The organism is Streptosporangium sp. NPDC004379 (assembly GCF_042873875.1).
Lineage (GTDB): Bacteria > Actinomycetota > Actinomycetes > Streptosporangiales > Streptosporangiaceae > Streptosporangium.
In genome coordinates, this window is sequence record NZ_JBIAMC010000010.1 from 39,182 (window position 1) to 63,592 (window position 24,411).

At 73.7% G+C, this 24,411-nt stretch carries 19 protein-coding genes; 17 read left to right on the top strand and 2 right to left on the bottom strand.

The features are described from left to right. The first annotated feature begins 8 nt into the window (after positions 1–8). From ACFYSC_RS21995 to ACFYSC_RS22005, 3 genes are all read left to right on the top strand, one after another. The gene (locus ACFYSC_RS21995; RefSeq protein WP_389964578.1) at positions 9–1,001 is read left to right on the top strand and encodes a polysaccharide deacetylase family protein; all 993 of its coding nucleotides are present in this window, start codon (positions 9–11) and stop codon (positions 999–1,001) included. 122 nt (positions 1,002–1,123) lie between these two features. After that, positions 1,124–2,434 carry a glycosyltransferase gene (locus ACFYSC_RS22000; RefSeq protein WP_389964582.1) on the top strand — a complete coding sequence of 437 codons (1,311 nt, stop codon included), beginning with the start codon at positions 1,124–1,126 and terminating at the stop codon, positions 2,432–2,434. Beyond that, on the top strand, positions 2,431–4,329 hold the full coding sequence (locus tag ACFYSC_RS22005; protein WP_389964585.1) for a glycosyltransferase: 1,899 nt from the start codon (positions 2,431–2,433) through the stop codon (positions 4,327–4,329). Before ACFYSC_RS22000 ends, ACFYSC_RS22005 begins: the two co-directional genes overlap by 4 nt. Here ACFYSC_RS22005 and ACFYSC_RS22010 read toward each other — a convergent pair. Beyond that, on the bottom strand, positions 4,313–5,110 hold the full coding sequence (locus tag ACFYSC_RS22010; protein WP_389964588.1) for an SAM-dependent methyltransferase: 798 nt from the start codon (positions 5,108–5,110) through the stop codon (positions 4,313–4,315). The genes ACFYSC_RS22005 and ACFYSC_RS22010 overlap by 17 nt on opposite strands. Positions 5,111–5,204: 94 nt before the next feature. Here ACFYSC_RS22010 and ACFYSC_RS22015 point away from each other — a divergent pair, with 94 nt between their 5' ends. Further along, positions 5,205–6,533 carry an MFS transporter gene (locus ACFYSC_RS22015; RefSeq protein ID WP_389964591.1) on the top strand — a complete coding sequence of 443 codons (1,329 nt, stop codon included), beginning with the start codon at positions 5,205–5,207 and terminating at the stop codon, positions 6,531–6,533. Between the two features lie 112 nt (positions 6,534–6,645). On the opposite strand, the gene ACFYSC_RS22020 is transcribed toward ACFYSC_RS22015, so the two are convergent. Next, positions 6,646–8,271 carry a glycosyltransferase gene (locus ACFYSC_RS22020; protein ID WP_389964594.1) on the bottom strand — a complete coding sequence of 542 codons (1,626 nt, stop codon included), beginning with the start codon at positions 8,269–8,271 and terminating at the stop codon, positions 6,646–6,648. Positions 8,272–8,481: 210 nt separating this feature from the next. On the opposite strand from ACFYSC_RS22020, the gene thrC reads away from it, so the two are divergent. The 13 genes from thrC (at position 8,482) to ACFYSC_RS22085 (ending at position 24,386) form a co-directional block, all read left to right on the top strand. Beyond that, positions 8,482–9,540, top strand: coding sequence for a threonine synthase (gene thrC, locus ACFYSC_RS22025; RefSeq protein ID WP_389964597.1), 1,059 nt, complete (start codon positions 8,482–8,484; stop codon positions 9,538–9,540). A 59-nt stretch (positions 9,541–9,599) separates the two neighbouring features. Continuing rightward, positions 9,600–10,544: a homoserine kinase gene (gene thrB / locus ACFYSC_RS22030; RefSeq protein ID WP_389964600.1), complete on the top strand. Its 945-nt coding sequence runs from the start codon at positions 9,600–9,602 to the stop codon at positions 10,542–10,544. Positions 10,545–11,010: 466 nt separating this feature from the next. Next, entirely contained in the window at positions 11,011–13,119 is a 2,109-nt protein-coding gene (gene rho, locus ACFYSC_RS22035) for a transcription termination factor Rho (protein WP_389964603.1), read from the top strand. Positions 13,120–13,396: 277 nt separating this feature from the next. Continuing rightward, positions 13,397–14,773 (top strand): sensor histidine kinase, encoded by a 1,377-nt coding sequence (locus tag ACFYSC_RS22040; RefSeq protein WP_389964606.1) that lies wholly within the window; start codon positions 13,397–13,399, stop codon positions 14,771–14,773. A gap of 35 nt (positions 14,774–14,808) precedes the next feature. Then, entirely contained in the window at positions 14,809–15,453 is a 645-nt protein-coding gene (locus ACFYSC_RS22045) for a response regulator (protein WP_389965178.1), read from the top strand. 326 nt (positions 15,454–15,779) lie between these two features. Beyond that, the gene (rpmE, locus tag ACFYSC_RS22050; protein WP_362930415.1) at positions 15,780–15,998 is read left to right on the top strand and encodes a 50S ribosomal protein L31; all 219 of its coding nucleotides are present in this window, start codon (positions 15,780–15,782) and stop codon (positions 15,996–15,998) included. Positions 15,999–16,111: 113 nt separating this feature from the next. After that, on the top strand, positions 16,112–17,164 hold the full coding sequence (gene prfA, locus ACFYSC_RS22055; protein ID WP_362930417.1) for a peptide chain release factor 1: 1,053 nt from the start codon (positions 16,112–16,114) through the stop codon (positions 17,162–17,164). An 8-nt stretch (positions 17,165–17,172) separates the two neighbouring features. Beyond that, the gene (gene prmC / locus ACFYSC_RS22060; RefSeq protein ID WP_362930419.1) at positions 17,173–18,027 is read left to right on the top strand and encodes a peptide chain release factor N(5)-glutamine methyltransferase; all 855 of its coding nucleotides are present in this window, start codon (positions 17,173–17,175) and stop codon (positions 18,025–18,027) included. A gap of 46 nt (positions 18,028–18,073) precedes the next feature. Next, a complete protein-coding gene (locus ACFYSC_RS22065; protein WP_362930421.1) occupies positions 18,074–18,739 on the top strand; it encodes an L-threonylcarbamoyladenylate synthase in 666 nt (221 codons plus the stop codon). Positions 18,740–18,876: 137 nt separating this feature from the next. Next, positions 18,877–21,072 carry a hypothetical protein gene (locus tag ACFYSC_RS22070; RefSeq protein ID WP_389964612.1) on the top strand — a complete coding sequence of 732 codons (2,196 nt, stop codon included), beginning with the start codon at positions 18,877–18,879 and terminating at the stop codon, positions 21,070–21,072. A gap of 40 nt (positions 21,073–21,112) precedes the next feature. Continuing rightward, on the top strand, positions 21,113–21,493 hold the full coding sequence (locus ACFYSC_RS22075; protein WP_362930425.1) for a hypothetical protein: 381 nt from the start codon (positions 21,113–21,115) through the stop codon (positions 21,491–21,493). A 235-nt stretch (positions 21,494–21,728) separates the two neighbouring features. Continuing rightward, positions 21,729–22,997: a serine hydroxymethyltransferase gene (gene glyA / locus ACFYSC_RS22080; protein WP_389964616.1), complete on the top strand. Its 1,269-nt coding sequence runs from the start codon at positions 21,729–21,731 to the stop codon at positions 22,995–22,997. Between the two features lie 57 nt (positions 22,998–23,054). Further along, positions 23,055–24,386, top strand: a complete 1,332-nt coding sequence (locus ACFYSC_RS22085) for a glycosyltransferase family 4 protein (protein WP_389964619.1) — start codon at positions 23,055–23,057, stop codon at positions 24,384–24,386. Positions 24,387–24,411: the final 25 nt, after the last annotated feature.

A 24,411-nucleotide genomic window follows, 5' to 3' on the forward strand; every position in this document is an offset into this window, starting at 1 on the left:
TGGTGTGTATGACTCCCTCCGCCGCCCGCAGGGCCGTGCCCGCCGACAGGACCGCCCGCCGGACACGGCCGCCCGCGACGGCCGTCCTGGCGGTGCTTCTCACGGCGTTCCTGACGGCCCTTCCGGTGGCGTTCCCGGGTGCGGCCCGGGCGGACGGACGGGAGGGCCCCGGGGCCGCCGGGCACCGTACGGCCGGAGGGGCCGGCGCGGAGGCCGCCGGCGCCCGTGCGGCGGGGGCATCCGGAACCCGGGCGGCGGGGGCGGCCGGAGGCCGGGCGCCGAAACGGGCCAAGGCGATCGTCTCGCTCACCTTCGACGACGGCGACGCCACCCACCCGGCCGTCGCCCGCATGCTGGAGCGGCACGGCATGCGCGGCACCTTCTACGTCAACACCGGCACCGTCGGGCACGAGCGGAAGCTGACCCGCCGCGGGCTCGCCGCGATCGCCCGTGCGGGCCACGAGATCGGCGGCCACACGCTGACGCATCTCCGCCTGCCCGAGCTGACCGTCGCCGAGCAGCGCGCCCAGATCTGCGACGACCGCCGGAAGCTGGTCTCCTGGGGATACCGGCCCGTCACGCTCGCCTACCCCTTCGGCTCGGTGGACGCCCGCGCCGAGGCCGCGGCCCGCCGGTGCGGCTACGACGCGGCCCGCGACGTCGGCGGGCTCCGCGAGTTCCCGTGCCCGGCCTGTCCGGCGGCGGAGAGCCTGCCCCCCAGGGACCGGCACGCGATCCGCACGGCGGGCTCGGCGGGCCCGGACACGCCGCTTCGGCGCCTGAAGCAGCAGGTCTTCGACGCCGAGAAGATCGGCGGGGTCCTGCCGCTGGTCTTCCACCGGGTCTGCGAGGACTGCGGCGACTACTCGGTGTCGCCGAAGCTGCTGGAGGACTTCCTCGGCTGGCTGGCGACCCGGAAGTCCCACGGCACGGTCGTCCGGCCCCTGGGGGAGGCGGTCGGCGCCCGCTACCGTCCGCTGCCGCCCTCCGCCGCACGATGAGCGGCCCGCCTGACCTCTCGGCGCGCCTCGGGCAGGGAGGACGCGGACGTCTCCATGCCGAAGACCAGGCCGGATGGGACATTTCGTGAAAAATGGCCTTTCGTCATCGCTATCCTTCGCTGGTGCCCGTTCAGCCTTCCCCCTCCCAGGCCGTCCCCGAGCCCTCCGCCCCGAACCCCGCCGAGACGGGCCCCGCCGAGGCGGACTCCGCCGAGACAGGGCCGGGTGAGACAGGGCCGGGTGAGACGGGTCCCGAGGAGACCGGTTCCGCTGAGAGCGGTCCCGCGACCCCCGAGGGCTTCAAACGCGCCGCCGACGGCCCCGTGGCCGAGCTGGTGTGGGACGGCCGGCACTGGACCGCCGACGGCGAGCCGCTCGGCGAGCGCCCGAGCGCCGCGGAGGTCGCCCGCCTGCGGCCGCTGCGGGGCCTGGCCGTACGGTGGCCCGCCGAACCCGCCCCGGCCGGCGCGGTCGCCGGGCTGGCCGCGGCCGGGGTGCCGCTGCACGCCGCCGTCTCGCCGGGCTGGGTCGAGCCCGGCCTGGCCCGGCTGCTCGCGGCCTGGACGCCCGAGGACGACCCCGGCGGGCCCCGCTCGGTGACCGCGCTGCGCCGCGAGGAGCACAGCGTGCGGCTGCGCCGCCACGTACTGCGCGGCCCGGCCTCCGGGACGGCGGGGGCCACCGTGAACGGGGCCGGGGCCGGGGCCGTGAACGGGGCCGGGACGGCGGCGGTCACGACACCGAAGGTCAGCGTCGTGATGTCCAGCATGCGGCCGCACCACCTCGGCCAGGCGCTCGCCCAGATCGCCCGCCAGCGGGAGATCGAGGTCGAGGTCCTGCTCGCCCTGCACGGCGTACCGGCCGGGCACGAGGCGGTACGGCGGGCCCTGGCCGCCTGCGAGGTGCCGGTGACGGTCGTCGAGGCCGCCGCCGACGTCCCCTTCGGGACGGCTCTCAACACGGCCGCCCTGCTGGCCGGCGGCGACCACATCGCAAAATGGGACGACGACGACTGGTACGGGCCCGAGCACCTGGCCGACCTGCTCATGGCGCGGTCCTACTCCGGCGCCGACATCGTGGGCACCGCCGCCGAGTTCTTCTATCTGGAGCCGCTGGACGCCACCGTCCGCCGCACCGACTACACCGGCGAGATCTGGTCCGACCACGTGGCGGGCGGCACGATCCTGCTCGACCGGGACCGGTTCATCGAGACCGGCGGTTTCCCCGCCCTGCCGAGCGGGGTGGACGCGGCCTTCCTCAAGGCCGCCCACGCCGCCGGGGCGCGCGTGTACCGCACCCACGGCCTCGGCTACGTGCTCCGGCGCTCGGTACGGGCCCAGCACACCTGGCGGCTCCCGCTCGCCCACTTCCTGCGCGTCGCGTCCGGTCAGTGGCGCGGCTTCCGCCCGAGCCTGCTCCTGGAAGCGTCATGACAGCACGGATCCCCGGCAACGACCACCGCGTCCTCACCCCTCCGGAGCTCGGAGGCTGGTCGCCCTCGCTGCGGGTCAGCGTGGTCGTGCCCGCCTACGGCGGTCAGGAGAAGCTCGACCTGGTGCTCGCCGGGCTGGCCGGGCAGAGCTACCCGGCCGGGCTGACCGAGGTCATCGTGGTGGACAACGGCAGCGACCCGCCACTGCGCCTGCCCGCGCTCCGGCCGCCGGGCACGAAGCTGATCACCTGCCCGGTCCCCGGCCGCCCGCACGCCCGCAACGCCGGGCTCGCGGCCGCCACCGGCGACGTGATCCACTGGCTCGACTCGGACGTGGTCCTCGACCGCCGGTCGATCGAGGCGCACATGCGCTGGCACCACGCGGCGCCGTACCTCGTGGTGACCGGCCAGCTGCGTTTCACCCCCGCCGAGCCGCCCACGCCGGAGGCGGTGGCCGCCGCCGGTGACCTGGCGGAGCTGTTCGAGCCCGCCGAGCCGCACGCCTGGCTGGTGGACCTGATCGAGCGCACCGGCGGTCTCACCGACAACCCGCACCGCGCGTTCAGCCTGCACGTGGGCGGCGCCACCTCGGTGAACGCCTCGCTGCTCGCGGCGGCCGGGCCGATGGACACCGGCCTCATCCTCGGCCAGGACACCGAGATGGGCTACCGGCTCGCCCAGGCGGGCGCGGTCTTCGTGCCCGAGCCGCTGGCCAGGGCCTTCCATCTCGGCCCCACCATGCGGATGCGCGGCAAGGCGCCGATCGACCGGGTGAGCCACGCGTTCGTGGCCGACCGGATCCCGTCCTACCGCTGGCTGCGCTCCCACCCGGCGCGGCAGTGGAAGGTGCCCTACCTGGAGGTGGTCGTCGAGGCCGGTGGGCGGGCGGGCTACGACGAGGTCCGCGCCACGGTCGACGCCGTCCTCGCAGGCACCCTCCCCGACGTCGAGGTCACCGTCGTCGGTCCCTGGGACCGCGTCGCCGCCGAGGGCCGCGCGCCGCTGCGGAACCCGGACCTGGAGAAGGCACTCGTCCGCGGCCACTACGCCCACGAGGGACGGGTGCGCTTCGCCCTCGCCGCTCCCGGGGCGGCCCGCGTGACCGTGCCGTACCGGGAGGAGGCCGCGCCGCGTCGCGGGGAGGCCGTGCCGTACCCGGGGGAGGGGGAGCCGGGATCGGTGACGGCGGTGCCGTACCGGCTGCGGCTGCCCGCGGGCTGGACACCGGACGAGGACACCCTGGCACGCCTGCTCGACCTGGCCGTCGAGGGCGAGTACGGCCTGGTCTCCGTGCTCCTGGCCGAGGAGGCCGGGACCGCCGGGGAGACAGCCGGGGAGACAGGGGAGACCGGAGACGCCGGGGAGACAGAGGAGACCGGAGACGCCGGGAACACAGACGGGGCCCGGACCGCCGGGACCGCCGGGACCGCAGCCGGTGCCGGGAACACGGGGGGTGCCGGGGGCGCGGGGCTGGTGACGGCCCGGCTGGAGCGCACCGCCGCGTTCGCCCGCGCCGCGATCGTCGCGGACGACGGCGAGGACCTCGACGACGCCGTGGACGACGTCTACGGGGTCATCTGGGTGGACGGCGAGACCTACGGGTTCGCCGCCGGGCCGCGGCGGATCACCGGACGCCGGAGCGCCTACCGGGCCCGTACCGAGGCGCGCGCGGAGGCCGACCGCCTCGCCAAGGAGACCGAACGGCTCCGCGGCGAGGTCGCCCGGTGGCGGGAGGAGTCGGGCCGCTGGCGCAAGAACGCCGTCGAGCTGCGGCGCGAGGTCGGCGGGCTGCGCAAGGAGCTGGCGGCGGCCCGGAAGGAACTGGCCGCCGCCAGGAAGGTGATGCAGCTCGGCCTGCTGTCGTCGGTCAGGCGGGCGCTCACACGCCGCCGGTGACGATCCCGACCCCGCCGAGGAAGTAGTCGCCGATCCCCCGGTAGGGCACCTCGGTGCCCGGTTCGGGACGCCACTCGGGAAGGTTGACGATGCCCGGCTCCACCACGTCGAAGCCGTCGAACATGCGGACGATCTCCTCGCCGGTCCGGGCGACGAAGGGCGCGGACGCCCGGTCGTAGGCCTGGGTGACGGCGCCGGCGGCCTGCGGCCGGGCGTCGATCGCCACGTGCGACATGATCAGGTGGCTGCCGGGCGCCATGGCCTCGCGCAGCGTGGCGATGATGCCCAGCGGGTCCTCCGCGTCCGGGACGAAGTGCAGGACCGACAGCAGCAGGACCGCGACCGGCCGGTCGAAGTCGATCGCGGCCAGCACGTCCGGGTCGGAGAGGATCTCGCGGGGGCGGCGCAGGTCGCCCTCGGCGATCGTCACCCGGTCGTCCTTGCCGAGGATCGCCCTGCCGTGGACCAGGACGGTCGGGTCGTTGTCCACGTAGACGACCCGGGCGTCCCGGGCGACCTGGTGCACGTTGTCCTGGGTCGGCAGGCCCGCCCCGAGGTCGAGGAACTGGTCGATGCCGGAGGCGGCGGAGAAGGCGACGGCGCGGCCCAGGAACGCGCGGTTGAACCGGGTGCTGTGCCGGATCTCCGGGACCGCGGCCAGGGCCCGTTCCGCGGCCTCCCGGTCGGCGGGGAAGTTGTCCTTGCCGCCCAGGTAGTAGTCGTACATGCGGGCGACGTTGGGAACGTCCACGCGGATGCCCTTGGGTATCTGGTCGGTCACGAGCCGCTCCCCCCGGGAGGTTCTTCCGAAATGCCGTGATCATATCGGTGGGAAGGCCCTGGAGAAGCGCCCCGGTAACTGACAAGATCGCCGCATGGCCGTCTCCTCCCCGCGCCGGGTCCTTGGCCTCCAGCTCGCCGACGGCATCGGCCGCGGCAACATGTGGGCCTTCCTGTTCCTGGCGTTCACCTCGACCATGGTGATCTCCTTCCTTCCCGCGGCGCAGCCGTACGTGCTGAAGGGCGTCCTCGGCGTCTCCGGGGACGACACGGGGAAGATCGTCGGATTGCTCGGCTCCGCCGCCGAGATCGCGATGATCGCCAGCCTGGCCTGGTACGGGGCGCTGGCCGACCGGTTCGGCCGCCGGCCGATCGTGGTCATCGGGTTCACGCTGTGCGCGCTGGGCGCCGGGCTGTTCCCGTTCGCCGGGAACACCGGGGCGCTGGTGGCGCTGCGGGTGGTCTTCGCCCTGGGCGTGGCCGCGCTGAACGGCATGCTCTCCACGCTGGCCGTCGACTACGTCCGCGACCGCTCCCGGGGGAAGTCCTACGGCCTGGTCGGCCTGTTCAGCGGGCTCGGCGCGATGGTCGCGGTGCTCGCGCTGGTCCGCCTGCCCCAGGCACTGGAGGAGGGCGGCGCGGAGCCGGTCACCGCCGCCCGCCTGTCGTTCCTGCTCGTCGCCGTCGCGGTCCTCGGCGTCGCCGTGCTGATGTGGTTCACCCTGTCCGCCGCGCGGGTCAGCGAGAGCGCCGCGCGCGTCCCGCTCACCCGCCTGGTCCGCGAGGGCGTGACGCTGGCCCGCGACCCCGGGGTGGCGCTGTCCTACGCGGCGGGGTTCGTCGCCCGCGCCGACCTCGCGGTGGTCGCCGGCTTCCTGTCGCTGTGGATCACCGACCACGCCACGAGGGAGCACGGCATGTCGGCCGCCGAGGCGCTGGCCCGCGCCGGGGCGGTGGTCGGCGTCGCGCAGACCGTCGCCATGCTCGGGGCGCCGCTGTTCGGCTGGCTGGGCGACCGGATGCGCCGCCAGGACGTGCTCATCCTCGCCCAGGCGGTCGCGGCCGTCTCCTACCTGTCCACGTTGCTGGTCGACGACCCGCTGGGGGCCGGGATGATGCCGGTGGCGGTGCTCGTCGGGCTGGGGGAGATCGCCGCCATCACCACCGCGGGCCCGCTCCTGGCCGAGCGGGTCCCGGCCGCCGTGCGCGGATCGGCCTACGGCGTGCAGACGCTCTGCGGGGCCGTGGGCATCCTGGTGGTCTCCTCGCTCGGCGGCGCGCTGTACGACTCCTGGCGGCCCGCCGCGCCGTTCGTGATCTCGGGGGTGTGCGGCCTGCTCGTCGTCGCCTTCGGCCTGGTCGTACGGCGGCGCCTCGGGGCGCCGTCCGCCGGGTTTGAGGACGTGCCCGCCGCCGCCCGCTGATCCGGCCCGCCGTCGCCCGTCGGTCCGCCAGCCATCAGCCGGCTGTCAGCCGTAGGTCGTCGGCGGACCGGTCGCCGGAGGGACGTGTCGGCGGGCGGGTGCGCCGGGCGGGTCAGTCGGGGCGCAGGGTCGAGCGCAGCACGGAGCGCCAGTTCCGCCGGGCCGCCGCGGACGCCGCCCGTCCGGGGACACGAGCGGACGGCCGGGCGCCGGAGGACGCCGACTTCGGCGCCTCCGCCGCCTTCTCGGGCCGGGCGGCCTGGGCCGTCTTCTCCGCCCGCGCTGTTTTCTCCGCTTCGTCCGTCTGCGTCGTCCGCACCGTCTGTGCCGCCTTCTGCGTCCTCCGAGCCTTCGAGGGCCAGAAGTCCGCCCGGACGCCGTGCCGTACGCCGTGGGTCGCCTCGATCGAGGCGGTGACGTCGGCGGCGCCCAGCAGCAGCGCCCGGCCCAGGGCCTCGGTCCGCACCAGCGTCGCCGGGCCGTCCTCGCCGAGGTCCGCCACGAGCATGCCGGACCGGTCGTCCTGCATCGCGGCGATCATCCGCTCCAGCGAGTCGCGGGCGGGCGGCGCCGAGAGCGGGCCCGTGTAGCGGAACGGGATCGGCGCGGGCGTCGCGGAGACCTCGTCGGCCAGCCGTATCCGCCGGTCGTGGGCGAAGTGCTCGCGCAGCAGTCGCAGTTCGAAGAGGGGGTCGTCCGGCCCCGGCCGATCCTCCGACAGCTTCGACCAGGGGGCGACCAGGGTGACCGCCACGTCGGGCAGCGACCCGGACAGCGCCGCGCCCACCGCCGCCCGGACCCGCCCGGGGTCCGGGTCCGCTCCGAGGCGGTACACGATCTCCACGTACGGCACCAGCCACTGGCGGCCCGGGTCCTTGCGCAGGTCGCGGCGGAGCGGCACGCGCTGGGCGAGGTAGGGCGCGACCGTGCGGACCGCCCGTTCGCGGTCGAGGCGCTGCGCGGGGATGCCCAGGTGCACCGCCTGCGCCTCCATGTCGGGCACGAACACCACGCCGTGTGCGGCGAGCCGGTAGGCGAACTCGGTGTCCTCGCCGCGCAGGACCGCCGGATCGAACCCGCCGACGGCGTGGAAGACCTCCCGCCGCAGCGACACCGTGGGACCGGTGCACACGTGGTAGGGGTTGCGGCTGGTCCGCAGGCCGTTCGTGCGGGCGATCGTCTGCTCGGTGGAGCTGGCCTGCGCCGCCGACAGGTCGAAGACCTCCCCGAGCGAGCCGGCCCGCACGGCGTCGTGCACCTCGCCGGGGGACAGGACGGGCTCCTCCACGAACCGCTTCGCGCCGATGGCGACGACGTATCCGGCCAGGTGGTGCCAGCGCGCCAGCGCCTCGATGTGCTCGCGGCAGACGACCATGTCGGAGTCGAGGCGCTGGACGATCTCGCCCCCGGCGCGGGCGGCACCGGTGTTGACCGCGTGCGCGATGCCCCAGCCGCCGGGGGCGGCCCGCTCGATCCTGGCGCCCGGCGGCGCGAGCTCCGGCAACCGCAGCGGGGGGTCGCTGCCGTCGTCCACCACGATCACCTCCATGAGGTGGGCGGGGTAGCTCTGCGCGGCCAGGGCGGCCAGGGCGAGGTCCAGGCGGTGCTGGCCGCCGCGGGCCGGGATGACCACGCTGACCGGCAGGGACGGCTCCCACGAGCCGAGCGCGGGCGGGGCCAGGGGAGAGTGGTCGTTGTGCCGGATCGGTGGCGGCCCGGCCGCTGCTCCATCCGTCATCCGAGAATGCCCCTTGTCTGCGTCGCCGCTTGTCAAGTTCGCGCCGACCCTACCCGGGCAGCCTGAGGGTTTCCTGTACGAGCCTTCGGAATCGGACGGATTCGTCCCACCTGGTGGACGGTGAATCCCGCCGCGCGGGCGGTTGCCCGTAGACTCGTGCCAACACCGCAGGTAGCGCGCGTGGTGTCGCCACGCGCGAGAGGAGCAATCATGACCAGGGCGTGGCGTGGCCTGATCGAGGAGTACCGTGACCGGCTTCCGGTGACCGCTGCGACGCCCGTCGTCACGCTTCTGGAGGGCGGCACGCCGCTCGTCCCCGCCCCCCGGCTGTCGGCACTGACCGGCTGCGACGTCCACCTGAAGGTCGAGGGCGCGAACCCGACCGGCAGTTTCAAGGACCGCGGCATGACCATGGCCATCAGCAAGGCCGTCGAGGCCGGAGCCAAGGCCGTCATCTGCGCCTCCACCGGCAACACCAGCGCCTCCGCCGCGGCCTACGCCGTACGTGCGGGCCTGACCTGCGCCGTGCTGGTGCCGCGCGGGAAGATCGCGATGGGCAAGCTGGCCCAGGCGCTGGTCCACGGGGCCAGGCTGCTCCAGGTCGAGGGCTCCTTCGACGACTGCCTGGAGATGACCAGGAAGCTCTCGGAGAGCTACCCGATCGCGCTGGTCAACTCGGTGAACCCGTTCCGGCTCCAGGGGCAGAAGACCGCCGCCTTCGAGATCGTGGACGCCCTGGGCGACGCGCCCGACATCCACTGCATCCCGGTGGGCAACGCCGGCAACATCTCCGCCTACTGGATGGGCTACACCGAGTACGCCGCCGACGGCGTCGCGACCCGTACGCCGCGCATGTTCGGCTTCCAGGCCAGCGGGGCCGCGCCGATCGTCAACGGCGCGCCGGTCTCCCACCCGCACACCATCGCCACCGCGATCCGCATCGGCAACCCCGCCTCCTGGCACCTCGCCGAGGCGGCCCGCGACGAGTCCGGCGGCCTCATCGACGCCGTCACCGACCGGCGGATCGCCGCCGCCTACAAGCTCCTGGCCCAGGAGGAGGGCGTGTTCGTCGAGCTGGCCTCGGCCGCCAGCGTGGCGGGCCTCCTCCAGGCCCACGAGCGGGGACTCGTCGCCCCGGGGCAGCGCGTCGTCTGCACGGTGACCGGAAACGGCCTGAAGGACCCCGACTGGGCCATCTCCGGCGCGCCCGCCCCCGTCACGATCCCGATCGACGCCCACGCCGCAGCCATAGCCCTGGAACTCGCCTGACACGTGACGCCGGCGTGGGTCGTCCGTGAGCGGGTCCGGGCCGCCACACGAGGAGACCAATGATCACTGTTCCCCGCGGGAAGGCCGTCGTCAGGGTTCCCGCGACGAGCGCCAACCTGGGCCCCGGATTCGACTCGCTCGGGCTGGCGCTCGCCCTGCACGACGAGGTCGAGGTCGAGATCGGGGCGACGGGCGGGCTGAGCGTCGAGGTCACCGGCGAGGGCGCCGGGCAGGTCGGCGCGGGTGAGGACCACCTGGTCGTCAGGTCGATGCGCGCGGCCTTCGACCTCTTCGGCGCCAAGCAGCCGGACGCGGTCCGGATGGTCTGCCGTAACCGCATCCCGCACGGGCGCGGCCTCGGTTCCTCCTCCGCGGCGATCTGCGCCGGCATCGTGGCGGCGCGTGCCCTGGCCTTCCCCGCCTCCCCGGACGGCGGCGGGGACGCGCCGTCGGAGGACGCCCTGCTGATCCTGGCCACCGAGATCGAGGGGCACCCCGACAACGTGGCGCCCTGCCTGGCCGGAGGGCTGACCGTCGCGTGGACGGAACAGTCCGGAGTTCCGCGTATGGTGAAACTGACCGTCCACCCCGAGGTCCGGCCCGTGGTCCTCGTTCCGGGGCACCGGCTGTCCACCGAGGTCGCCCGGGGTCTGCTTCCCGCGCAGGTGCCGCACGCCGACGCCGCCGCGAACGCCGCCCGGACCGCCCTGCTGGTGGCGGCTCTGACCGCCAGACCGGAGCGCGGGCTTCTGCTGGCCGCCACCGAGGACCGTCTGCACCAGGGTTACCGCGCGCCTGCGATGCCCCTGACAGCGGATCTGGTACAACGTCTGCGCGGGCTCGGCGTCCCCGCGGTCGTCTCGGGGGCCGGTCCCACGATCCTTGCGTTTTCCACGGGGGATACGCAGGATTTGATCGCACCGGAAGTGGGTAATGATTGGCACATCCAGTCACTGGATGTCGAAACCCACGGTGCCGGCGTGGTCTCTGCCGAGACACGCTGATGCCTCTTCGACCTTCAGGGAATAGCTGTGTGCGCTGGTGATGTTAGGCTGGTAGCCGCACCAGGTGTCCCCTTGTTGGGTGCGTGCTTGTCAGTCACACATCGCTGCACCACGACTCACCTTGTGAGGCGTGAGCGCCGCAGTGGCCTCCCCGAATCCGTCGCCTCCGAATGCTCCATATTCGGATGGGGCAACGCGAGGCGGCGTTTGAGGAGACATGCTCGTTCGAATTACCTCGACATCTGGTTGCCGGTAGCGATCCGGGGGGTGTCCTCCAAGCCCCACCGTCGGCGAATCTCGATGGTGACGGCAAGGATGTGCCCTTCCCCGACAGTGGCGGCGGCCTTCACCGGCCGTCGAGGATCGCGACGTGCAACCCGACCCGGTCTGTCCCTCCGGGTCGATCGCACCACCGGGACGATTGGCTGATCATGGCCACGCCCGACCCCTGGGAAGGACCCATTTAGTGAGCGACACCACCGAACTCCTCTCCGACGCCACCGGCACCCCGGCGGCCGGTGACACCCCCACCCGCCCCGCGGCCAAGCCGCGCCGTCGCTCCGGCACCGGCCTGTCCGCCATGGTGCTGCCTGAGCTGCAGGCCATGGCGTCCGGTCTCGGCATCAGCGGGACCGGGCGGATGCGCAAGAGCCAGCTCATCGCGGCCATTCAGGAGAAGCAGGGCGTCTCCGCCGAGAGCACCCCCGCCTCCACCAGCGCCGCCGAGGCCCCCGCGGCTCCGGTCGTCACGACCGAGTCGCCCGCCGAGCGCCCCGCCCGCAGCCGCAGGGAACGTTCCCGCGCCGCCGCGGCCGAGACGGCGCCCGCGGCCCCCGCGCCCACCGCCGCTCCCGCGTCCACCGCGGCCCCGGTGGCCCCGGTGGCCCCGGTGGTGCCGGCGACACCCGCCGCCGAGAAGACGGCTCCCGAGCCCGTGGCCGCGGCCGCTCCCGTCGTGGAGCAGCAGACGAACGAAGGCCAGGCCGCCGAGGGCCGCGCCGAGCGCGGGGAGAGCCGCCGCGAGCGCCGCAGCCGCGGTGAGCGTGGCGAGAGCCGCCGTGAGCGCGGCGAGCGTGGCGACCGCGGTGAGCGTGGCGAGAGCCGCGGTGACCAGCGGACCGCCGACGGCGGCCAGGGCCGCGACCGTGACGGCCAGGGCCGCGACCGCGACGGCCGGGCCGACCGCGACGGCCGGGCCGATCGTGACGGCCGTGACAGCCGGGGCGACCGTGACAGCCGGGGCGACCGTGACAGCCGGGGCGACCGCGGCGACAGGGGCGGCCAGAACCGCGGCGTACAGGACCGCCAGGACCGCCAGGATCGCAGCGACCAGCACGGCGACGACGACGACCGCCGCGGACGCCGCGGCCGGTTCCGGGAGCGCAACCGCCGCGGCCGCGACCGCTTCGACGGCAACGAGCCGGTCGTGAGCGAGGACGACGTCCTCATCCCGATCGCCGGCATCCTCGACATCCTCGACAACTACGCGTTCGTGCGCACCAGCGGCTACCTCCCCGGCTCCAACGACGTCTACGTCTCCCTGGCCCAGATCCGCCGCAACGGCCTGCGCAAGGGCGACGTCATCACCGGCGCCGTCCGCCAGCCGCGCGACGGCGAGCGCCGCGAGAAGTTCAACGCCCTGGTCCGCCTCGACACCGTCAACGGCATGGACCCGGAGCAGGCGCGCCAGCGCCCCGACTTCAACAAGCTGGTCCCGCTCTACCCGCAGGAGCGCCTGCGCCTGGAGACCGAGCCGAACGTCCTGACCACCCGGATCATCGACCTGGTGGCCCCGATCGGCAAGGGCCAGCGCGGTCTCATCGTCTCCCCGCCCAAGGCGGGCAAGACGATGGTGCTGCAGGCGATCGCCAACGCGATCACCCGGAACAACCCCGAGTGCCACCTGATGGTCGTCCTCGTCGACGAGCGTCCGGAAGAGGTCACCGACATGCAGCGGTCGGTGAAGGGCGAGGTCATCCACTCGACCTTCGACCGCCCCGCAGAGGACCACACCACCGTCGCCGAGCTCGCCATCGAGCGGGCCAAGCGCCTGGTGGAGCTGGGCCACGACGTGGTCGTCCTGCTCGACTCGATCACCCGCCTGGGCCGCGCGTACAACCTCGCGGCACCCGCCAGCGGCCGCATCCTGTCCGGTGGTGTCGACTCGACCGCGCTCTACCCGCCGAAGCGCTTCTTCGGCGCCGCCCGCAACATCGAGAACGGCGGCTCGCTGACGATCCTCGCCACGGCGCTGGTCGAGACCGGCTCCAAGATGGACGAGGTCATCTTCGAGGAGTTCAAGGGCACCGGAAACCTGGAGCTCAAGCTCAACCGTTCGCTCGCCGACAAGCGGATCTTCCCCGCGGTGGACGTCGACGCGTCCGGCACCCGCAAGGAGGAGATCCTCATGTCGCGGGACGAGCTGCAGATCACCTGGAAGCTGCGGCGCGTGCTGCACGCCCTGGACATGCAGCAGGCCCTTGAGCTGCTCCTGGAGAAGATGAAGGAGACCAAGTCCAACGCGGAGTTCCTCCTTCAGGTGCAGAAGACGACGGTCAACTCCGACCGCGACTGATCACCGTCCGCACCGTCCGCACTGTCGTACGGCGAACGCCCCGGCCCCGTGGCCGGGGCGTTCGCCGTTTCCGGGGCCGTGGCGGCCTTTACCCCTTGTGCGCCCGCGGCCCGGCGTGTATCCATGGCGTGAGGGCGCCCGTACTCTCCGTTCCGCCGCGTCCGGGTGCGCCGCCGCACCCTCCGGAGGGGCCGAAAAGAGACGGATCCGGGCGCGGACCGCGACCGGTGGCCGCGGAGCGCGGAGCCGGAGGGGCGCACGGAGCCGGAGGGGGCGCATGGCCGTCGAGACCGCGACCGGGAGAAGGCGCACGGTCATCAGGGCCGTCGAGGGCGTCGAGGGCGTCGAGGGCGCGACCGGGCGGGCGGCGCCCACGCCGTCGCGCGGACGGATGCCGCTGGGACCGTACGGGCCGCCGGCGCTGCTCACCGACCCGATGACCTGGCGGGCCGTGCCGTACCTGCTGGTGAACATGTTCTACGGCCTGGCCTTCTTCGGCCTGTTGTCGTTCGCGGTCCCGGCCGCGTTCGCCCTGACGGTCGTCGGCGTGGGGGTGCCGCTGCTCGCGCTGCTCATGGTCGTCTGGCGGGCCGTGGCGATGGCCGAGCGCCGCCTGCTCCGGCTGGCGTTCGGGGTCGTGATCGCCGACCCCTACCGGCCGTCCGCCGGGGGCGGCCCGCTGCGGCGCTGGCGGGAGATGGTCGTCGACCCGGCGACCTGGAAGGACCTGCTGTACCTGCTGCTGCTGCCTCCGATCGGGTTCGTGGAGCTCGTCGTCTCGGCGGTGCTGTGGACGCTCGGGGCGGTCCTGCTCGTCGCGCCGCTGCCGCTGCTGTTCGGCGGCGGGCCGCTGAAGGTCACCGACGGGCTCCTGGTGGACACCTGGGCCAAGGCGCTGGCGTGCCCGCCCGCCGGCCTGGCGGTCCTCGTCGCGGCGCTCTACGCGACCCGCGGGCTGGCCTGGCTGCACGCGCTGCTGGGCGTCGCCCTGCTCGGCGCCGGGGAGAAGGAGCTGCTGGCGGCGCGGGCGGCCCGGCTGCGGGCGAGCCGGGCCCGCGGGGTCGACGCCGCCGAGGCCGAGCGGCGCAGGATCGAGCGCGACCTGCACGACGGCGCCCAGCAGCGGCTGCTGACGGTCGCCATCGACCTGGGCCGCGCACGGGAGAGACTGGACCACGATCCCCGGGAGGCCGGGGAGCTCCTGGCGCGGGCCCACGAGGGAGCCAAGACCGCCCTCGCGGAGCTGCGGGACCTCGCCCGGGGCATCCACCCGGCGATCCTCACCGACCGGGGGCTTGAGGCGGCGCTGTCGTCCCTGACGGCACGGGCGCCGGTGCCGGTGCGGCTGTCGGTGGAGCTCGTCGATCGCCCGCCCGCCGCGGTGGAGAGCATCGCCTACTTCGTGGTTTCGGAGTGCCTGGCCAACGTCGTCAGGCACGCGTCGGCCACCGAGGCGTCCGTCCGGATCGGCGGCCTCGGGGAGCGGGTGACGGTCGAGGTGCGCGACGACGGCGCCGGCGGCGCGGTGCTCCGTCCCGGGGGCGGGCTGGCCGGCCTGGCCGACCGGGCGGCGACCATCGACGGCGTGCTGACCGTGGACAGCCCGCCGGGAGGCCCCACGACGGTCCGCGTGGAGCTGCCGTGCCGGTGGTGACCTCCCGGGCCGCGCGGACGGTCGCCCCCCGGCCCATGCGAGTGGTGATCGCCGAGGACTCGGTGCTGCTGCGCGAGGGGCTCGCCCGGCTGCTGGCCGACGGCGGGATCGAGACCGCCGGGACGGCGGGGGACGGCCCCGGCCTGGTGGCCGCGGTGGCCGAGCACGACCCGGACATGGCCATCGTGGACGTGCGGATGCCGCCGACCCACACCGACGAGGGGCTGCGCGCGGCCCTCGCGGTCCGGGCGGGACGGCCCGGCCTGCCGATCCTGGTGCTGTCGCAGTACGTCGAGGAGAGGTACGCCGCCGATCTGCTCGGCGGCGGAGCCTCGGCGGTCGGCTACCTCCTCAAGGAGCGGGTCGCCGACGTGGCGGAGTTCCTCGACGCGGTCCGCCGCGTGGCGTCCGGCGGCACGGTCGTCGACGCCGAGGTCGTCGCCCAGCTCCTGGGACGGCACCGCCCGGGAGACCCCCTGGCGGCGCTGACCGCCAGGGAGCGGGAGGTCCTGGCCCTGATGGCCGAGGGCCGCTCCAACACGGCGATCGCCGCGCGCCTGGCCGTCACCGAGGGGGCGGTGGAGAAGCACATCTCCGGCATCTTCGGCAAACTGGGCCTCGGCCCCGCGCCGGACGACCACCGTCGCGTCCTCGCGGTCCTGGCGTACCTCGGCCGGTGAGCCCCCGGCCCGCCCGGACCGGTGGCTTCCGGCCCGCCCGGAGCCTCCAGCCGGCCCGGACCGGTGAGCGGGGTCCTGCGGGACGGCGGGCGGAGCCCATGAAGCCCGGTGGGCAGGGGGCGGAGGGCCGGTGCGCGAGTGCCGGGGACCGCCGGGGAATGTCTTGTGGCCTGGGATGGTTGGAGCATCTGGCACACTGGTAGCCGAACCGAAGCGGTTCCGGTTCCCGCCCGCGCGCATCCCGGTGTGCTCACCGCGCGCGAAGCCCCATCGGGCGACGAGACAGTGGCGACCCGGCGACCGCGCTCTGGAGAGGAAAGCAAGCCATGAAGTCCGACATCCACCCGGAATACAACGTCACCGAGGTCACCTGCACCTGCGGTAACACCTTCACCACCCGCAGCACCGCCAAGAACGGCGTGATCCACGCCGACGTGTGCTCCGCCTGCCACCCGTTCTACACGGGCAAGCAGAAGATCCTGGACACCGGTGGCCGGGTGGCGCGCTTCGAGAAGCGCTTCGGCAAGAAGACCACGGGCCAGTAGCCCACCCCCGACGCCGGCCCGGAACCGCCCGCCTTCACCGAGGGCGGGCGCGCCCGGGTCGGCGTTCGTGGTGATGAGGCACGTCACGAAAGGCCCCGCAGGAAGGACGCACGGTGAACATCGACGAGCTGCTCAGTGAGTACGCCGAGCTGGAACTCAAGCTCGCCGACCCCGCCGTGCACGCCAACCCCACCCAGGCGCGCACGCTCAGCCGGCGCTACGCCGAGCTGACCCCGATCATCGCCGTCAACCGGGAGCTGGAGAGCCTCCAGGACGACCTCGCGGCGGCCCGGGAGCTGGCCACCGAGGACCAGGCGTTCGCCGAGGAGGCCAAGGAGCTGGAGGCCCGCGTCCCGGAGCTGGAGGACCGCCTCAGGCACCTGCTCGTCCCGCGCGATCCCAATGATGACAAGGACATCATCATGGAGATCAAGGCGGGCGAGGGCGGCGAGGAGTCGGCCCTGTTCGCCGGCGACCTGCTGCGCATGTACCTCCGCTACGCCGAGCGCGCCGGCTGGAAGACCGAGATCATCGACGCCACCCACTCCGACCTCGGCGGCTACAAGGACGTCACGGTCGGCCTCAAGGCCAGGGGTGACGAGGGCGTCTGGTCCAGGCTGAAGTTCGAGGGCGGCGTCCACCGCGTGCAGCGGGTGCCGGTCACCGAGTCCCAGGGCCGCATCCACACCAGCGCGGTCGGCGTGCTCGTCTATCCCGAGGCCGAGGAGGTCGACGTCCAGATCGACCCCAACGACCTGCGCATCGACGTCTACCGCTCCAGCGGCCCCGGCGGGCAGAGCGTGAACACCACCGACTCCGCCGTCCGGATCACGCACCTCCCGACCGGCGTGGTCGCCTCCTGCCAGAACGAGAAGAGCCAGCTCCAGAACAAGGAGTCGGCCATGCGCATCCTGCGGGCCCGCCTGCAGGCCATCGCCGAGGAGGAGGCCAACGCCGCCGCGATGGCCGAGCGCAAGTCCCAGGTCCGCACGGTCGACCGCTCCGAGCGCATCCGCACCTACAACTATCCTGAGAACCGAATCTCCGACCACCGCGTCGGCTTCAAGGCCTACAACCTCGATCAGGTGCTGGACGGTGATCTCACGGCCGTCCTCCAGGCCCTGCTCGACGCTGAGATGGCGGAGAAGCTCGCCGCCCACGCATAGAGCGCCCGATGACCTTTCTGCTGGACGAGATCGCCCTCGCCACCGCCCGGCTCGCCGAGGCAGGTGTGCCGTCGCCGCGCACCGACGCCGAGGAGATCGCCGCGTTCGTCCACGGCGTACGGCGCAGCGAGCTGCACACCGTCTCCGACGCGGAGTTCGACGCGCTCTTCTGGGAGGGCGTCGCCCGCCGGGAGGCCCGCGAGCCGCTCCAGCACATCACCGGCCGGGCCTACTTCCGCTACCTGTCCCTGGAGGTCGGGCCGGGTGTCTTCATCCCCCGCCCGGAGACCGAGGTCGTGGCGGGCTGGGCGATCGAGCGGCTGCGGGAGATGGACGTCGCCTCACCGGTGGTCGTCGATCTCGGCACCGGCTCCGGCGCCATCGCGCTGTCCATCGCCCAGGAGATCGCGCTGGCCACGGTGCACGCGGTCGAGGTCGACCCGGACGCCTACCACTGGGCCAAGCGCAACATCCTGGAGCACGGCCAGGGGCGGGTCCACCTGCACCCCGAGGACCTGGCCGACGCCCTGCCCGAGCTGGACGGCCGGGTCGACCTCGTCATCTCCAACCCGCCCTACATCCCGCCGGGCGCCGTCCCCCGCGACCCCGAGGTGCGCGACTACGACCCCAGGCGGGCGCTGTACGGTTCGGGCGGCGACGGCCTCGACGAGGTCAGGGCGGTGGAGCGGACCGCGAGAAGACTGCTGCGGCCGGGCGGGTTCGTCGCCGTGGAGCACGCCGACGAGCAGGGCACCGCGGTCTATCTGATCTTCTCCGAGGAGAACGGCTGGCGCGACATCCGCAGCCGCCAGGACCTCACCCGCAGGGACCGTTTCGTCACCGCTCGGTTCGGCCAGGAGTAGGCCGGGAGTTCGGCCGGGCATCCGGCCGGGAATAGGATGGGTCGCCGTGAGCCGCCGTTATGACTGCACAGACACCGAGCAGCGGGCCGCGGGCCTGACCGACGCGGCGTCAGCCGTACGGCGGGGCGAGCTCGTGGTCGTCCCCACCGACACCGTCTACGGCATCGGGGCCGACGCCTTCACCCCGGCCGCCGTCACGTCGCTCCTTGAGGCCAAGGGCCGCGGACGCGACATGCCCGTGCCCGTCCTCGTCGGCACCGTCCGCGCCGCCACCGCCCTGGTGGAGAACCTCGGCCCCTACGGCCAGGACCTCATCGACTCCTTCTGGCCAGGCCCGCTGACCCTGATCTGCCGGGCCAACCGGTCGCTGTCGTGGGACCTGGGCGACTCCAAGGGCACCGTGGCGCTGCGGATGCCGCTGCACTCCATCACCCTCGACCTGCTCAAGGAGACCGGCCCGATGGCCGTCTCCAGCGCCAACCGCTCCGGCGCCCCGCCCGCCACCACCGCCGCGGACGCCGAGGAGCAACTGGGGGAGTCGGTCGCGGTCTACCTCGACGGCGGCCCGTGCTCCGACGACGTGCCCTCCACCATCCTCGACCTGACCACGGCCGTCCCCCGGCTGCTGCGCCAGGGCGCACTCCCGGTGGGCAAGATCCGCGGTGTGATCGGCTACGTCGCGACGGACGCGGAGCCCGACTCCGCCGGTTGATCCGGCGTGTGCCCAGGCCCGTGCGCACGGTCCATGACTCACGGCCCGTGCCGTGAGTCATGCCGTCTGATTATCATCGTGACGCCGGGCGATCTCCCCGGTACCTTGAAGTGGGCCGACACTTCTGGGAGACGTCCATGGGCAAGTTCGACGGAATGGACCCCGAGCTGGTCCGCGATCTGCTGTCCGAGGTGCGTCAGGCGGCCGAGCAGATACGGTCCGTCGAGGGCAGGGTCACCCGGCTGATGAGCGCGGCCGGTCTGTCCTCGCAGTCCGCCCACCGTCCGGCGCAGGTGGCCGACTCCGGCGACAAGATGGTCCGTGACGTCTCCGCCCGCGTGGCGCTGCTGGAGAAGAAGATCAAGCAGGGCACCGGGCACGAGGCGGGCCCCAAGGCCGCGGCCCCGAAGCCGGACACCGAGCCGTCGAAGGCCGACGACCGCGCCCCGGAGAGGCCGAAGGCCGAGGACCTCACCCCGGCCGTTCCCAAGGACGGCGACGGCCCGGACACCGGGCACGACTCGGGCTCGCACTCCAAGCAGGACGGCGGCCCGGACGCCAAACATGACTCGGACGCCAGGAAGGATTCGGACGCCAAGAAGGACGCCGGTTCGGACGGCAAGCAGGAGGTCCGGCGGGACGCCAAGGTCGAGGACAAGCCCCAGACCGGTTCCAAGGGGGACGAGACCTCCCCGCGGCGCGACACCTCCGTCCCCGACACCTCCGCACGCGGAGACGACCAGGCCCAGGACACCTCCACCCGCCGCGACGACCAGGCTCCGGACACTTCGGCCCGCCGCGACGACTCCGCCCAGGACACCTCCGCGCGCCGGGACGGCTCCATCCCGGAGACCTCCGCGCCCCGTGACGACTCGACCCCGGAGTCGCCCGGCGGGCGTTCCGACGGGAAGATCGAGATCGTCTCCATCGGTGACCACGACGCAGGTCAGGACCCCGGTGGCGACGCCGGAGGCAAGGGGGACACCGGTTCCAAGGGTGACGAGCGCTCTCCCAGGGCGGACCAGACCGGGACCCAGCAGGTCGGGACGGACCAGCAGGGGACCGGCCGGCAGGGAGCCGATCAGACCGGGACCGGTCAGCAGACCGCCGACCAGACCGGAACCGATCAGACGGGGACCGGGCAGACGGGGACCGGGCAGACGGGGACCGGGCAGACCGGGACCGATCAGACGGGGACCGATCAGACAGGGACCGGGCAGGGGACGTCCGGCGCCGACATCCTGGACACCCCGCGCAAGGACCACCCCGACGACATCGACCAGACCGATCCGAGGCCGAAGGTCGTGACGGTGGACGGCGTGAAGGTGCTGCAGATCCCGCTCAACCAGCCCACCGCCGCCGAGGTGACCGATCTGCTGAACAACGCGGGAGGCGTCCCGCCGGCCGACATGCCCACCGTGGACGGCACTCCGGATCCCGCGGGGGCGCCCCCGGCCCAGGACGCCTCCCAGGGCGTCCCCCCGGCCCAGGACGCTCACCGCGGCGTGCCCGCCCAGGACACCGCTCAGGGCGTGCCCACCGCTCAGGACGCCTCCCAGAGGGTTCCCACGACCCAATACGCCCCTTCCGACGCCCCCACCGCCTCGCAGGGAGTCCCCACGGTCCAGGACGCCTCCCACTCCACCTCCCAGGGGGTCCCCACGACGCAGGGGACCGCGGACGCCCCGGCCACCGGGACGCCGGCCCCCTCCGGCGACTCCGGGACCGCGGGGGTCCCGCTCGACCGGCCGGGGCAGGTGGAGCCGCACGGGCCGGTGCGGGACGTCAAGCCCGCCTTCCCCATCCCGGACACCGTCGAGCCCGTCCCCGACCAGGAGATCCAGCCGCCGGGAACGGGTGGGGAGCCGGCCTCCTCGCAGCACGGCGCCCTCCGCCCGGACGGCTCCGCCGCCCATCACTCCGCCGCCCATCACGTGGTGCGGCACCCCTTCGACGCCCCGGACGCCCCGGACGCCCGGAGCACCGGCACGACCGGCGACGCCGTACCGCGGCAGGCGCCGCCGGTCGCGGGAGCGGCGGCGGGCGGTGGCCTGGGCGGCGACGCAGGCGGCGCGGGCGGCGCGGGCGGCGACGTGGTCTCGGCGCGGGTGGTCCCGCCGGACCCGGACGTCCTGGCGGGGCTGGTCGACGACGCGCGGGACGTCGAGCCGATGGACATGCCGAGTGTGCGGGTCCCCGGCGGCGAGGTGTGGGGCGAGGGGGCCTGGCGGCCCATGGACGTCGGGCCGGACGGCCCGGCGGGCGACCTGGACCCGGGAGACCCGCTGCGGCCGATCCCTCCGCCCGGTGACGAGCGGCAGGGCGGACGGTGACGGTGGACGGTGACCGCGAGGCGACTGTGAGGAGCGTGTGATGTACGTGGACCCGCCGGCGCCGCAGCCCATGCGTCAGGGAGAGACCCCTCCGGTCTCCCCGAGCCCCGGCCTGCCGACCCCGGGCACGGCGACGGCCTGGGAGTTCAACCCCGACTACCAGAAACTGGTCACGCTGTGGCGGGAGGTCCTCCCCCTGCTCGACACGCTGACCACCAGCCTGGACAAGGCGTACCGGATGGCCAGGAGCGGGGACGTCTGGGACGCGCCCGTCGCCGAGCGCTACGTGGAGGACATGACCGAGTGGCGCAACCGCCTCGGCCTCTACCGGCAGGCGATCCTCACCTCGATCAGCGACCAGGCGGCCGACACGCCGAGATGGGTGCCCGCCGACGTCGGGGCGCCGCACGCGTTCTCCTGAAGGACACCCCTGGCCGAAACGGCTGCCGGACCCGGCCGGGACGGCCGCCGGACCCGGCCGGGGAAGGCGTCCGGCCCGGCTCGACGGCGGATCCAGGCCCTTCCCGGCGTCGGGTCCGGGTCCGGTCCGGCGGCCGGGCGCGGGCCCGGCTCGGCGAGGCGATCCGCGCCTGACCTGGGAACGGAGAGGCGGTTGGACTTAGAGTGGGGTAGTCACCGTCCCGGGGATGTGAGCCATGGACGACGCAGATCCGTACTACGGTCCCGACTTCGGCCTCCTGCGGAGGCAGGACCCGGAGGTCGCGAGCGTCCTGCTGGACGAGCTCGAACGGCTTCGCGGGGGGCTCCAGCTCATCGCCAGCGAGAACTTCACCTCGCCCGCGGTGCTCGCCGCCCTCGGCTCGACGCTCACCAACAAGTACGCCGAGGGGTATCCCGGCAGGCGCTACTACGCCGGGTGTGAGGTCGTCGACCGGGCCGAGCGGCTCGCGATCGACCGGGCCAGGCGGCTCTTCGGCGCCGACCACGTCAACGTGCAGCCCCATTCGGGGGCCTCGGCCAACCTCGCCGCCTACGCCGCGCTGCTCCAGCCCGGTGACACCGTCCTGGCCATGGCGCTGTCGCACGGCGGTCACCTCACCCACGGCTCCAGGGTCAACTTCTCCGGCCGGTGGTTCGACGTCGTCGCGTACGGCGTGCGCCGGGACACCGAGCTGATCGACTACGACGAGGTGCGGGAGCTGGCGCTGCGGCACCGGCCCAAGATGATCATCTGCGGGGCCACGGCCTATCCCCGTGCGATCGACTTCGCCGCCTTCCGCGGGATCGCCGACGAGGTGGGCGCGTGGCTGCTCGCCGACGTCGCGCACACCATCGGGCTGATGGCCGGGGGCGCCCTGCCGTCGGCGGTGCCGTACGCCGACGTGGTCACCTTCACCACGCACAAGGCGCTGCGCGGGCCGAGGGGCGGCGGGATCATGTGCACGGAGGAGCTGGCGGCCAGGATCGACCGGGCGGTCTTCCCGTTCGTCCAGGGCGGTCCGCTCATGCACGCGGTGGCGGCCAAGGCGGTGGCGTTCGGGGAGGCGCTCCGGCCGGAGTTCGCCGGCTACGCCCGGCAGGTGGTGGCCAACGCCAGGGCCCTGGCCGACGGCCTGGCCGCGGAGGGCATGCGTCCCGTCTCCGGGGGCACCGACAGCCACCTGGCCCTGATCGACCTGCGCGACGCCGGGATGTCCGGCGCCGTCGCCGAGACGCGGTGCACCGCCGCGGGCATCACGCTGAACCGCAACGCGATCCCCTACGACCCCGAGCCGCCCACGGTGACGTCCGGTCTCCGGGTCGGCACCCCCTGCGTCACGACGCAGGGCATGGACGCGGAGGCGATGAAGGAGGTCGCCTCGATGGTGGCGCAGGCCGTCCGGAATCCGGACGCATCAGGAGAGATCAGGGAGCGGGTGGCGGGGCTCGCCCGCGAATACCCCGCATATCCCAGCGAACTCTGAGGTGTTCCGTACCCCTTTCCGGTCACAGCCGGTCGTGGCATCCGCGAAACTAGGTCCGTGCGCGAGTATCTGTTCATGGCGCTGGTGGCGGCCGCGGTGACATACCTGCTGGTGCCTCTGGTGCGCGTGTTCGCCATCCGCATCGGAGCGATGCCGGAGGTCCGTGACCGGGACGTGCACACCATCCCGACACCCCGGCTCGGCGGCCTGGCGATGTACGGCGGGCTCGTCGCCGGCCTGCTGGTCGCCGCCTATCTCCCGTACGCCGGAGGCAAGCTGGCCGAGGGCAAGACCGTCATCGCGCTGATCGCGGCGGGCGGTCTCATCACCCTGACCGGCTTCCTGGACGACTGGTGGGGGATGGACGCCTTCATCAAGCTGGCCGGGCAGATCGGCGCCGCCGGAGTGCTGGTGGTGTTCGACGTCAGCCTGCCCTGGCTGCCGCTGCCCGACTCGCTGGGCGGCCAGGTCATCCTTGACTCCACGCTGAGCCCGCTGATCACCATCATGGTCGTGGTGGTCATGATCAACGCGGTGAACTTCGTCGACGGCCTCGACGGGCTGGCGGCCGGGATCGTCGGCATCGCCGCGATGGCCACGTGGAGCTATTCGGTCGTCCTGTCGAAGGACTACGGCAACACCAGCATCAACGTGACGGCGGCGATCGCCGCGGTGCTCATCGGGGTCTGCCTGGGCTTCCTGCCGCACAACTTCCATCCGGCCAAGATCTTCATGGGCGACACCGGGGCGATGCTGATCGGCCTGGTCCTCGCCTCCACGATGATCACGATCACTCCGCTCGATTCCGAGACCTTCGAGGTCAACAGCTTCCCGGTGGTCCTGCCGCTGGTGGTGCCGGTCGCCATCCTGGTGCTGCCGCTGCTCGACCTGATCATGGCGGTCATCCGGCGCACGTCCAACGGGCTGTCGCCGTTCGCGCCCGACCGGGGGCACCTGCACCACCGGCTGCTGGACATCGGCCACTCCCACCGGCGCAGCGTGCTGCTGATGTACGCCTGGACCTTCCTGTTCGCCTTCGCCGTCGTGGCCATGGCCGCGTGGGGCGTGCCGCTCCTGCTGTTCCCGCTGGTGGTGCTGCTGGCCGTCGGCGTGCTGGTGATGATGGCGCTGCCGCGCTGGCGGGCGCGCCGGGGCGGCGGCGGGGCGGCGCCCGACGCCGGGCACCACGACCGGCCGGACACCGGTCCGGGCCCGGACGGCGGCCGGGCCCGCCCGCTCCCGGGGGAGATGCCGGGGCTGCCGCCGGAGATGCCCGGTCCCCGGTCCTCAGGCGCCGCGGGGGACGACACGGCCACGCTGGCGGTGCTGCCCGACATCACGGTCACCGCCCCCGGGCCGGGTGTTCCGGGTCCTGAGACGGGTCGCTGATCGTCCTCGCGTTCACGCCTTGATC

What these genes read in the sequence shown, in the direction of transcription:
- thrB (WP_389964600.1), top strand. Translation starts at nt 9,600, where the DNA reads ATGATCACTGTTCCCCGCGGGAAGGCCGTCGTCAGGGTTCCCGCGACG.
- ACFYSC_RS22015 (WP_389964591.1), top strand. Translation starts at nt 5,205, where the DNA reads ATGGCCGTCTCCTCCCCGCGCCGGGTCCTTGGCCTCCAGCTCGCCGAC.
- ACFYSC_RS22020 (WP_389964594.1), bottom strand. Translation starts at nt 8,271, where the DNA reads ATGACGGATGGAGCAGCGGCCGGGCCGCCACCGATCCGGCACAACGAC.
- rpmE (WP_362930415.1), top strand. Translation starts at nt 15,780, where the DNA reads ATGAAGTCCGACATCCACCCGGAATACAACGTCACCGAGGTCACCTGC.
- ACFYSC_RS22070 (WP_389964612.1), top strand. Translation starts at nt 18,877, where the DNA reads ATGGGCAAGTTCGACGGAATGGACCCCGAGCTGGTCCGCGATCTGCTG.
- ACFYSC_RS22005 (WP_389964585.1), top strand. Translation starts at nt 2,431, where the DNA reads ATGACAGCACGGATCCCCGGCAACGACCACCGCGTCCTCACCCCTCCG.
- glyA (WP_389964616.1), top strand. Translation starts at nt 21,729, where the DNA reads ATGGACGACGCAGATCCGTACTACGGTCCCGACTTCGGCCTCCTGCGG.
- thrC (WP_389964597.1), top strand. Translation starts at nt 8,482, where the DNA reads ATGACCAGGGCGTGGCGTGGCCTGATCGAGGAGTACCGTGACCGGCTT.
- ACFYSC_RS22045 (WP_389965178.1), top strand. Translation starts at nt 14,809, where the DNA reads ATGCGAGTGGTGATCGCCGAGGACTCGGTGCTGCTGCGCGAGGGGCTC.
- ACFYSC_RS22040 (WP_389964606.1), top strand. Translation starts at nt 13,397, where the DNA reads ATGGCCGTCGAGACCGCGACCGGGAGAAGGCGCACGGTCATCAGGGCC.
- ACFYSC_RS22075 (WP_362930425.1), top strand. Translation starts at nt 21,113, where the DNA reads ATGTACGTGGACCCGCCGGCGCCGCAGCCCATGCGTCAGGGAGAGACC.
- prmC (WP_362930419.1), top strand. Translation starts at nt 17,173, where the DNA reads ATGACCTTTCTGCTGGACGAGATCGCCCTCGCCACCGCCCGGCTCGCC.
- ACFYSC_RS21995 (WP_389964578.1), top strand. Translation starts at nt 9, where the DNA reads ATGACTCCCTCCGCCGCCCGCAGGGCCGTGCCCGCCGACAGGACCGCC.